11 protein-coding genes are annotated in these 10,467 nt (G+C 71.4%); 7 read left to right on the top strand and 4 right to left on the bottom strand.

Features of this window, described 5'->3' with window-relative positions; genetic code table 11:
• Window positions 1-23 precede the first annotated feature (23 nt).
• Together VB059_RS13925 and VB059_RS13920 are read right to left on the bottom strand one after the other, a co-directional pair.
• The gene (locus tag VB059_RS13925; RefSeq protein ID WP_323422576.1) at window positions 24-1,760 is read right to left on the bottom strand and encodes an NAD(P)-binding protein; all 1,737 of its coding nucleotides are present in this window, start codon (window positions 1,758-1,760) and stop codon (window positions 24-26) included.
• Window positions 1,761-1,801: 41 nt separating this feature from the next.
• Entirely contained in the window at window positions 1,802-2,188 is a 387-nt protein-coding gene (locus tag VB059_RS13920) for a DUF6394 family protein (RefSeq protein WP_323422575.1), read from the bottom strand.
• A gap of 94 nt (window positions 2,189-2,282) precedes the next feature.
• Between VB059_RS13920 and VB059_RS13915 the strand changes: the two genes are divergently transcribed.
• The gene (locus VB059_RS13915; RefSeq protein WP_323422574.1) at window positions 2,283-3,131 is read left to right on the top strand and encodes a VIT family protein; all 849 of its coding nucleotides are present in this window, start codon (window positions 2,283-2,285) and stop codon (window positions 3,129-3,131) included.
• A 34-nt stretch (window positions 3,132-3,165) separates the two neighbouring features.
• On the opposite strand, the gene VB059_RS13910 is transcribed toward VB059_RS13915, so the two are convergent.
• Window positions 3,166-4,011: an alpha/beta hydrolase gene (locus VB059_RS13910; protein WP_323422573.1), complete on the bottom strand. Its 846-nt coding sequence runs from the start codon at window positions 4,009-4,011 to the stop codon at window positions 3,166-3,168.
• A gap of 161 nt (window positions 4,012-4,172) precedes the next feature.
• On the opposite strand from VB059_RS13910, the gene VB059_RS13905 reads away from it, so the two are divergent.
• The 4 genes from VB059_RS13905 to VB059_RS13890 are packed head-to-tail and all read left to right on the top strand — an operon-like array spanning window position 4,173 to window position 7,287.
• Window positions 4,173-4,991 (top strand): ABC transporter ATP-binding protein, encoded by an 819-nt coding sequence (locus VB059_RS13905; protein WP_323422572.1) that lies wholly within the window; start codon window positions 4,173-4,175, stop codon window positions 4,989-4,991.
• Window position 4,992: 1 nt separating this feature from the next.
• Complete coding sequence (locus tag VB059_RS13900; RefSeq protein ID WP_323422571.1) at window positions 4,993-5,649, top strand: ABC transporter permease; 657 nt, start codon at window positions 4,993-4,995, stop codon at window positions 5,647-5,649.
• The gene (locus VB059_RS13895) at window positions 5,646-6,335 is read left to right on the top strand and encodes an ABC transporter permease (protein WP_323422570.1); all 690 of its coding nucleotides are present in this window, start codon (window positions 5,646-5,648) and stop codon (window positions 6,333-6,335) included. Before VB059_RS13900 ends, VB059_RS13895 begins: the two co-directional genes overlap by 4 nt.
• A 22-nt stretch (window positions 6,336-6,357) precedes the next feature.
• Window positions 6,358-7,287: an ABC transporter substrate-binding protein gene (locus VB059_RS13890; RefSeq protein WP_323422569.1), complete on the top strand. Its 930-nt coding sequence runs from the start codon at window positions 6,358-6,360 to the stop codon at window positions 7,285-7,287.
• Between the two features lie 153 nt (window positions 7,288-7,440).
• On the opposite strand, the gene VB059_RS13885 is transcribed toward VB059_RS13890, so the two are convergent.
• On the bottom strand, window positions 7,441-8,421 hold the full coding sequence (locus VB059_RS13885; protein ID WP_323422568.1) for a pirin family protein: 981 nt from the start codon (window positions 8,419-8,421) through the stop codon (window positions 7,441-7,443).
• 269 nt (window positions 8,422-8,690) lie between these two features.
• On the opposite strand from VB059_RS13885, the gene VB059_RS13880 reads away from it, so the two are divergent.
• Window positions 8,691-9,338, top strand: coding sequence for an SDR family oxidoreductase (locus VB059_RS13880; protein WP_323422567.1), 648 nt, complete (start codon window positions 8,691-8,693; stop codon window positions 9,336-9,338).
• A gap of 44 nt (window positions 9,339-9,382) precedes the next feature.
• The gene (locus tag VB059_RS13875) at window positions 9,383-10,282 is read left to right on the top strand and encodes a 1,4-dihydroxy-2-naphthoyl-CoA synthase (protein WP_323422566.1); all 900 of its coding nucleotides are present in this window, start codon (window positions 9,383-9,385) and stop codon (window positions 10,280-10,282) included.
• Window positions 10,283-10,467: the final 185 nt, after the last annotated feature.

Genomic DNA, 10,467 nt, shown 5'->3' with positions numbered 1-10,467 from the left:
CCCCAGGCCGGTGACCGGCTCGGTCAGCGGGCCGGGCGCCGGCGGGCCGCACGTTCGCGGATCCGCCGGGCCCGGTGCTGGCGGGCCAGCCGCCACAGGGTGCCGCCGTTGCCCTCGCGGCCGGTGCGGACGTGGTCGAGGACGTTGTCGTTCATCGCCGTCAGCTCCATCCGCCGGCGGGCGGACGGAGCGCCGGCCCAGAGGATCTCGTCGCTGTGCCGCAGCGGCGTCGACAGGGCGGGCATCGTGACGGTCCGCCCGCCGCGTCGCAGCAGCAGGGCCACCGCCGGCACCCGATGCTCCCGGTCGTACGGGTCGGTCACCAGGTGGCGCAGGGTGACGGTGTTGCCGTCGGCGATCTCGCGGTGCAGCGCCTCGCCGCGCTGCCGGTCCACCCGGGTGGTCCAGGTGTGCGGCGTACGGTCCGGGGTGGTCGCCTCCAGGGCGGCCGCCACCCCGGCGCACCACTCCTCGTCCTGGTCGGGCAGCGTGCGCAGGAACGCCGACAGCAGCGGTGTGGTGATCACCGAGAGGAACTCCTCGGCCACGATCCGGCTCGGCACCATGCAGAAGTCGTCGGCGAACGCGTCGAACAGCGGGGCGTTGTCCTCCCGGTTCTGCCGGGTCACCACGAAGATGTCCGGCTTCAGCGTCCGGGCGGTCACTGCGATGGCCAGGTTCTTCACGTCCCGGTCGTTGCCGGCCACGATGCCCACCGAGTGCTCGATGCCCGCCTCGCGCAGCTCGTCGGGCTCGGTGCCGGTGCCCTCCACGGTCACCATGCCCTCGTCGTAGTGCATCCGGTCGATGATCGTCACGCTCATCCCGTTGCGGCGCAGCCGGTTCGTCACCGCGTGGCCGAAGCGGCCGTAGCCGCAGACGATCCAGTGGCCGCGCGGCGGCCGATGCCGCTCCGGGCGCGGGGCTCCGGACAGGCCGGTGAGCAGCTCACGCAGGTGGTAGCGCTCCGGGGTCGCCACCGCCGAGGCGAGGTGGGCGGCGAACCGCTCGAACGGGTTGATCACCAGGTCCGCGCCGAAGGCCGCCAGGTTGATCTCGCCGGTGCGGACGCTGCGGACCCGGGCGAGCACCGGGAGCCGGGGTCGCAGCATCCGCACCGTGACGGTGATGGCGATGTTCGTGTCGTCCTCGGCGGTGAGCGCGATCACGCCGCGGCACCACGGCGAGCGCATCCCGGCCCGCTCCAGCACGGCGGGGGCACTGGCGTCGGCCTCGCAGAGCACCGGATCGGTGTGGTAGTCGTGCAGCAGTTGCTCCTGCAGCCGGCTGCCGTCCGCGTCGACGATCACCACCCGGAAGTCCAGCTCGTCGAGGCCGTGCGCCACCAGCGTGCCGGTCTCGCCGCAGCCGCAGACGATGAAGAACGGCTCGTGCAGGTGCTGGACCCGGCGGGCCAGCCGGCCCGATGTCACCGCGTCGCGAAAGGCGGGGTCCTGGAGCAGTGCCACCACAGTGACCAGGGCGTACGACCAGCTCGTCACCGCGACGATGATCGACACCGTGATCCACAGCCGCTGGGCGTCGGAGAAGGCCGGCGGGAACTCGCCGAAGCCGACCGTCGCGACCGTGTAGGTCATCACGTAGAAGGAGTGGAACAGCGACAGCGGCGGCCCCGGATCGCCGTTCGCGTCGACCCCGGGGACCATCGCCAGGCCGAGCACGCACAGCGAGAACGTCGAGATGACCAGGATCAGCGGCGCGCGCATCCGCCGCAGGACGAGGAAGAAGACGGTGCTCATCGCAGAGTGCTCACGGGGCTCGGGTGTCGTACGCGGCGCGCTCAGCGGCGCAGCATGACCGATTCGCTGATCATCAGCACCACCGAGATGACGTTGGCGAGCAGCGCGCCCGCGGACAGCGACACCACGGTGGACATCTGATGGGCACCGAGCGGGTCGGCCTGCAGCACCTGCGCGTACACCGTCCAGACCACCGCGGAGGCGATCAGCTGCAGGTCGGCGACCAGACTGGTCGCCAGGTGGACGGCGCCGAGCTGGGTGCGGTCACCGAATTTGAGCACCGTCGCGATCAGGCTCACCGCGATCGCGGCCGCCAGCTCCCAGACGTTGTGCAGCTGTGGGTCGGCGATGTTGCCGAGGGTGAAGCCGAAATTGAGCGTCGCCGCGAGGGTGATGAAGAACCCGAAGACGATCTTCTCGAAGTTCATCGCATCACTCTGTTCATGGCGCCACTCTAACCGGGCGACCGGCCCCGGCGGTGGAATGATCGGGTGGAGGCATCCTGAGCGAGAGGGCGACACCATGGCGGACAACAGTCACGACCCCCACCCCGACCCCGAGGCCGAGCGGGCCGACGAGGTGGCCCGGATCGGGCCGCAGGAGGAGGCCGAGGCCGCTGAGGAGTCAGATCTCGTCGCCCAGTCGCCCGTCGCCGCGCACCCGGCCGGCGCCCCGGAGCCACACACCGGCGACGTGGCCGGCAAGCTCAACTGGCTGCGGGCGGGTGTCCTGGGGGCCAACGACGGGATCGTCTCCACCGCCGGCCTGGTGGTCGGCGTCGCCGCGGTGAACCCGGGGGCCACCTCGGCGATCATGGTCGCCGGCATCGCCGGACTGGTGTCCGGTGCGGTGTCGATGGCGCTGGGGGAGTACGTGTCGGTGTCGACCCAGCGCGACACCGAGAAGGCGCTGATCGCCAAGGAGACGTACGAGCTGGAGACCTTCCCCGACCAGGAGTTCGCCGAGCTGGTCGGGCTCTACCGCCATCAGGGCCTGTCGAAGGAGACCGCGACCCGGGTCGCCCACGAGCTGACCGCGCACGACGCCCTGGGCAGCCACCTGCACATCGAGCTGGGCATCAACGAGGATCAGCTGACCAACCCCTGGCAGGCGGCGATGGCCTCGGCGATCGCCTTCACCGTCGGGGCGGTGCTGCCGATCCTGGCGATGTTGCTGACCCCGGTGCCGATGGCCAGGATCCCGGTCACCTTCGGCGTGGTGCTGGTGGCGCTGGCGCGCACCGGCGTGGTGAGCGCCCGGCTCGGCGGTGCCCGGAAGGGGCCGGCGGTGGTCCGGCTGCTCGTCGGCGGCGGGCTCGGGATGGCCATCACGTACGGCATCGGCACCCTGCTGGGCGTCTCCGGAGGCTGACCGACAGGTCGGGGCCCCACGGTCGGGTCGGGCCTCAGCGGCCGGAGCGGGCCCCAGCGGCTGAGGGGGCCGGGACCTCGAGTCCGCGGACCGACCGCAGGTACAGCGCGTGCAGGGCCCCGGCCACCGCGGCGGGTGCCTCGGCGTGGGTGAGATGGCCGGCCTCGGGGATCTCCACCAGGTCGACGTGGGCGAGGTGACCGGCCAGGTGCCGGGCCGCCTCGGCGCCGGTCATCGCGTCGTGGGCGCCGCGGAGCACCAGCGCCGGCGCACTGATCATCTCGAGGGTGGCGAGCCGGTCGGGCCGGGCGGCCATCGCCCGCTGGGCCCAGGCGATCCCGTCGACCGGGGCCTGCTCGAGGGCCGCCCGGACGGTGGCCACCACCGCGGGCCGGTCGGCCAGGGTGATCGGGCTCAGACCCGCCTCCAGCAGGCCGAGCACCACGGTGTTGCCGGCCGCGCCCTCCGCCTCGACGGCCATCGCCGACCGGTTCGCCCGGGCCGACTCGCTGTCCGCCTCGGCCTTGGTGTCCAGCAGACCCAGCCCGATGAGCAGTGCGGGCCACCGGGCGGCGATCGCCAGGGCCACATAGCCACCCATCGACAGGCCGGCGACGACGGCCCGGCCGACCCCGAGCTCGGCGAGGTCGGCGACGATGGCCTCCGCGTACGCGTCCAGCGACGGTTCGCCCGGCAGCAGTGGGGAGGCGCCGAAGCCGGGGGCGTCGACGGTGAGCACCGGGAGGTCGTCGAGCTCGCCCACCACGTCGTTCCACATCGTGGCGTCGAACGGGAAGGCATGCAGCAGCACCAGCGGCAGAGCCTCGAGCGGCCCCTCCATCGGAAGGGTGCCGTGGCGGTGCCAGGCAAGAATCGTCATGGGCCCCATCGTGCCAGCCTGCGCAACATCTCGGGATCGTCATGATCCCGGGATCGCCGCGCGCCCGTCGGGCACTCGCGCATGACCCCTGTTCCCGCAGCGGTGAGGCCCTGATGTCGGTGCTGTGTGCTTGACTGGCGGCACTCGACGACAGGAGAGCCATGATCCGGTTCGACCACGTCCACAAGCGCTTCCCCGACGGCACCGTTGCGGTCGAGGACTTCTCCCTCGAGGTGCCCTCGCACCACGTCGCGGTGCTGCTGGGCTCGTCCGGTTGCGGCAAGACCACCCTGCTGCGGATGGTGAACCGGATGGTCGACCCGTCCGGCGGGAGCGTGTGGATCGACGACGACAACGTCGCCGACCTCGACCCGGTGGCCCTGCGGCGCCGGATCGGGTACGTGATGCAGAGCGCCGGCCTGTTGCCGCACCGCACCGTCGCCGACAATGTCGCGACCGTCCCGCTGCTGGAGGGCGCCGACCGGCGTACGGCGCACCGCCGGGCCCACGAGCTGCTCGAGCTGGTCGGTCTCGATCCCGGCGCCCTGGCGCGTCGCTACCCCTCGCAGCTGTCCGGTGGGCAGCGGCAGCGGGTCGGGGTGGCCCGGGCACTGGCCTCCGACCCCAACATCCTGTTGATGGACGAGCCGTTCGGCGCGGTCGATCCGGTCGTCCGGCGCGACCTGCAGCAGGAGATGTTGCGGATCCAGGCCGAGCTGGGCAAGACGGTGGTCTTCGTGACGCACGACGTGGACGAGGCCTTCCTGCTCGGCGACGAGGTGCTGGTGCTGCGCACCGGAGCCCGGATCGCCCAGTCGGGCCCGGCGGAGCAGATCATGGCCCATCCCGCCGACGACTTCGTCGCGGAGTTCATCGGCGGTGCCCGGCGGCGGCTGCACACCGAGCCCCGCGACGGCGTGCTGGCCGTCATCGACGCCGACGGCCGGCTGACCGGTTTCGCCGAGCGGTGGGCGGGCTGAGATGCGCTGGGCCCTCGCGAACGCCGGCCAGATCGGGGACCTGGCGCTCAACCACATCGTCATCGCGGTGCCGCCGATCATCCTGTCGCTGCTGGCGTCGGTCCCGCTGGGCTGGTGGGCACACCGGCACCCCTCGGCGCGCCGGCTGCTGTTGGCCGGCAGCGGCTTCCTGTACGCGCTGCCCTCGCTGCCGCTGTTCGTGATCCTGCCGGTGCTGCTCGGCACCCGGATCCTCGACCCGATCAACGTCGTGGTGGCGCTGACCCTGTACGGCATCGCGCTGATGGTGCGGACGGCCGCCGAAGCGTTCGACGCCGTCGACGGGACCGTCCGGGACAGCGCCGTCGCGATCGGACACAGCCCGAGGCAACGGTTCTGGCGCGTCGACCTGCCGCTGGCCGGACCGCCGCTGCTGGCCGGCCTGCGGGTGGTCAGTGCCTCGACGCTGTCCCTGGTGTCGGTCGGGGCGCTGATCGGGGTCCGGTCACTGGGCTACTTCTTCACCGACGGCTACTCCCGCAGCTTCGTCACCGAGATCGCCGTGGGCATCATCGGCACCGTGGTGCTGGCGCTGGTCTTCGACGGGCTGCTCGTCCTCGGCGGCCGGATCGCGCTGCCCTGGCAGCGCGCCACGGACACCCGGAGGGGGGCCGCATGAGTTTCGTCATCGCCGCCCTCGCCTGGGTCCTCGACCCGGCCCACTGGCCCGGGCCCGGTGGGATCGGCGACCGGCTGACCCAGCACCTGTGGTACTCGGTGCTCGCCGTGCTGCTCGCCGGGGTCATCGCGCTGCCGCTGGGGTTGTGGATCGGTCACACCGGCCGCGGCCGGGCGGTGGCGATCGGGCTGTCGGGCGCGCTGCGCGCGCTGCCCTCGCTGGGTCTGCTGACCTTCCTCGCGGTCGCGCTGGGGGTCGGCATCGACCAGGCCCTGCTCCCGTCGACGATCGTGCTGGCGGTGCTGGCGATCCCGCCGATCCTCGCCGGGGCGTACGCGGGGGTCGAGGCGATCGATCCCGACGTGGTCGACGGCGCCCGGGCCGTCGGGATGAGCGAGCGCCAGATCGTCACCGGGGTGGAGATGCCGCTGGCGGCGCCGATGATCCTCGGCGGGTTCCGCTCCGCCATGCTGCAGGTCATCGCCACCGCGACGATCGCCGCCTACCTGGGGCTGGGTGGGCTCGGCCGGTTCATCCTCGACGGGCTGCCGGTCCGGGACTACCCACGGATGCTCGCCGGCGCCCTGCTCGTCACCCTGCTGGCCCTGCTCGTCGACGGCCTGCTCTCCCTGCTCCAACATCGCCTCACCACTGCCGGCGTCCGTGCCTCGACCGGCACGGACTGACCTGACCACCGGAAGGAAACCCATGAACCGCCGACCCGTACGCCTCCTGGCCCTGGCCGCAGCGCTGCTGCTGGCCCTCGCCGGCTGCGCCACCTCCAACCCGACGTCCAGCAGCCCCTCCTCCTCGGCCGCCGCTTCCGGCACCGTCCGGATCGGCTCGGCCAACTTCCCCGAGTCCGAGATCATCGCCGAGCTCTACGCCCAGGCCCTCGAGGCCAAGGGCATCAAGGTCGAGCGCCACATGCAGATCGGCGCCCGGGACATCTACGTCGGTGCCCTCAAGGACGGCTCGATCGACCTCGTGCCCGAGTACACCGGAAACCTGCTGCAGTACTTCGACGCGAAGACCACCGCGACGACGCCGGACGAGGTCACCAAGGCGCTGACTGCCGCGACGCCGTCCGGCTTCTCGGTCCTCACCCCGGCATCCGCCGAGGACAAGGACTCCTACAACGTCACCAAGGAGTTCTCCGAGAAGAACCACGTCACCTCGCTGGCCGACCTGGCGGCCACCTCCGGCACACTCAGGATCGGCGGCAACCCCGAGCTGGCCGAGCGCCCGTACGGTCCGAAGGGGCTCACCTCGGCCTACGGGGTGCCCGCGGACCGGCTCAGCTTCGTCGCGATCTCCGACGGCGGCGGCCCGCTGACCGTCAAGGCGCTCAAGGAGGGCCAGGTCGACCTGGCCGACATCTACTCGACCACGCCGGCGATCAAGGACAACGGGTTCGTCACGCTGACCGACCCGAAGAACATGATCATGCCGCAGAACGTCGTCCCGCTGATCAGCACCAAGGCAGCCACCCAGACCGTCAAGGACACCTTGGACAAGGTATCGGCCGCCCTGACCACCGATGACCTGCTGGCGATGAACAGCCGCAACCAGGGCAGCGAGAAGGCCTCCCCGGCCCAAGTGGCGAAGGACTGGCTGAAGCAGAAGAACCTGGCCTGACAGAACCCGGCTGATCCGTCCCGGACGGACAGTGACCCCGGATGGACAGTCCCGGACGGACAGCGCCCCCCGGCGGCCGTGTGGGCCACCGGGGGTCGCCGGTCGCCGGGGAGGGAACAGAGTGGAGACGTCCCCGGCGGGTCCTGGGCAGGGTCAGTGCTGACCCTTGCCGTGGTAGGGCCGCAGGCCGTCGGCCGGCACCTGGCCGAGCCGGCCGTGCTGGAAGTCCTCGAAGGCCTGGATGATCTCGGCCCGGGTGTTCATCACGAACGGGCCGTACTGCACCACCGGGTCACCGATCGGCTGCCCGCCGAGCAGCAGCACCTCGAGTGTCGGCTCCTTGCCGGACTGGACGGCGTCGGCCGCGATCGTCAGCCGGTCCCCGGCTCCCATCACGGCGAGCTGGCCGACGTGGATCGGCCGGGCGTCACCACCGACCGTGCCGCGGCCGGCGAGCACGTAGACCAGGCTGTTGAAGTCCTTGCGCCACGGCACGGACAGCCGCTCACCCGGGTTGATCGTGGCGTGCGCCATGGTGATCGGGGTGTGCGTCGACCCGGGGCCGGCGTGGCCGTCGAGCTCGCCGGCGATCAGCCGGACCAGCGCGCCCGCGTCGGACGAGGCGAGCAGGCCGACCTGGCCGCCCTCGAGGTTCTGGTAGCGAGGGGCGATCATCTTGTCCCGGGCGGGCAGGTTGACCCACAGCTGGATGCCGTGGAACAGGCCGCCGGAGTCCACCAGGTCGGCCGGCGGGGTCTCGATGTGCAGCACGCCCCGGCCGGCGGTCATCCACTGGGTGGCGCCGTCGGTGATCATCCCGCCACCGCCGTGGGAGTCCTGGTGCCGGAACCGGCCGTCGATGATGTAGGTGACCGTCTCGAAGCCGCGGTGCGGGTGCCAGTCGGTGCCCCGGGCCTCACCCGGGGCGTACTCGACCTCGCCCATCTGGTCCATGTGGACGAACGGGTCGAGCAGTTCGTGCGGCACCCCGGCGAAGGCGCGGCGGACCGGGAAGCCCTCGCCCTCGAACGAGCCGGGCGCGGTCGTCACGGCCAGGGCGGTGCGCTCGGTCTCGTCGGGCCGGGCGGGGGTGATGCGCGGCAGCGTCAGGGTGTCAGCGGTCACGGCGGGCATGATCTCTCCTCGGGTCTCCTCGGACCGGCCACGGGGGTGTGGTGGGGCCGATGTATGATGATCCCTCAACGATTGACGAATCAATCATATTCCCCAGGGGTGACGGTACGGAAGGGCCGTGCCGTGCCATGCCTCGAGGCCGTGCCATGCCTCGACGATGACGATGTCGGGCGACGGCATGGTGTGACGGCATGGTGTGACGGTGCTGAGCGGTGCTGAGCGGTGCTGTCGGGCGGTCGGGGCGGTGTGGTGCCGGGTAGCGTGGGGCCATGGCAACGATCGTGATCATCGGCGGGCACGGCAAGGTCGCGCTGCGGCTGGCGCCGCTGCTCGTCGCGGACGGGCACCGGGTGTTGTCCTGGGTGCGCCACGACGATCAGCTGGAGGATGTCCGGGCGACCGGAGCCGAGGCGATCCTCGCCGATGCGGAGACGATGGGCGTCGAGGCGATGGCCGCCGCGCTGGCCGGGGCCGACGCCGTCGTCTGGTCCGCGGGTGCCGGTGGTGGTGACCCGGCCCGGACGTACGCCGTGGACCGTGATGCCGCCATCCGATCGATGCAGGCCGCCGAGCAGGCCGGCGTACGCCGCTACCTGATGGTGTCCTGGGCCGGTTCGGTGCCCGATCTCGGGGTGCCGGCCGACAGCTCCTTCTTCCCGTACGCCGATGCCAAGCTCGCCGCCGACGACCACCTGCGGGGGACCGGCCTGGACTGGACCATCCTCGGACCGGGCACGCTCACCCTCGACGAGCCCACCGGCCGGATCGAGACCGGCGTCGGCTCCGGACGGCCGACTTCGCGGGCGAACGTGGCCCTGGCGGTGCGTGAGGCTCTGGCGCAGCCGGCGACGATCCGCCGGTTCATCCCGTTCGCCGACGGTGCGGTGCCGATCGCCGAGGCGTTCGCCGCGCTCTGAGCGGGGGCGGGCCGACCAGGGTGGCGTGAACTAGGTTGGGCCCCATGACGCAATCGTGGGATCCCGCCCTGTGGGAGCCGATGCCCGGCTTCGAGGACTTCACCGACATCACCTACCACCGGGCCAAGGACGTGCCGGCGGTACGGATCGCGTTCGATCGTCCCGAGGTGCGCAACGCATTCCGGCCCCGGACCGTCGACGAGCTCTACCGGGCCCTCGACCACGCCCGGATGAGTTCCGACATCGGCTGCGTCCTGCTGACCGGCAACGGACCGTCCCCCAAGGACGGCGGCTGGGCCTTCTGCTCCGGTGGTGACCAGCGGATCCGCGGCAAGGTGGGCTACCAGTACGCCGAGGGGGAGACCGCCGAGACGGTCGACCCGGCGAAGCTCGGCCGGTTGCACATCCTCGAGGTGCAGCGGCTGATCCGTTTCATGCCGAAGGTCGTCATCGCCCTGGTCAACGGCTGGGCCGCCGGCGGTGGACACTCCCTGCACGTCGTCTGCGATCTCACCCTGGCCAGCCGGGAACACGCCCGGTTCAAGCAGACCGATGCCGATGTCGGCTCCTTCGACGGCGGGTTCGGGTCGGCCTACCTGGCCCGTCAGGTCGGTCAGAAGGTTGCCCGGGAGATCTTCTTCCTCGGCGACACGTACGACGCCCAGCGGGCCTACGAGATGGGCACCGTCAACAAGGTCGTCGACCATGACCGGCTCGAGCTCGAGGGTCTGGAGTGGGCCCAGAAGATCTGCGGCAAGTCCCCGACGGCCCAGCGGATGCTGAAGTTCGCCTTCAACGCGATCGACGACGGCATGGTCGGCCAGCAGATCTTCGCCGGTGAGACGACCCGGTTGGCGTACATGACCGACGAGGCCGTCGAGGGCCGCGACTCGTTCCTGGAGAAGCGCGATCCCGACTGGTCGGCCTTCCCGTACTACTACTGAATAGGCCCTATCAGCAGTCCCTATAAGCCCTGGCCGGAGCGATTTCGTGCCTTGCTGGTCCGCTACGGCCGCCCTGCTCGGGCTGGTGGCGGCCCTGACGCTGTCCATGCTGTCCCTCATCCCCACCGCGATCTGGCTCATCCTCCTGGCCAGGGCCTTCCATCGAACCAGCCGGGAACCTTCCA

It is taken from the genome of Raineyella sp., assembly GCF_034933565.1.
GTDB lineage: Bacteria > Actinomycetota > Actinomycetes > Propionibacteriales > Propionibacteriaceae > Raineyella.
Note: the sequence above shows the minus strand (reverse complement) of the source record. Positions and strands in the feature narration are given on the sequence as shown.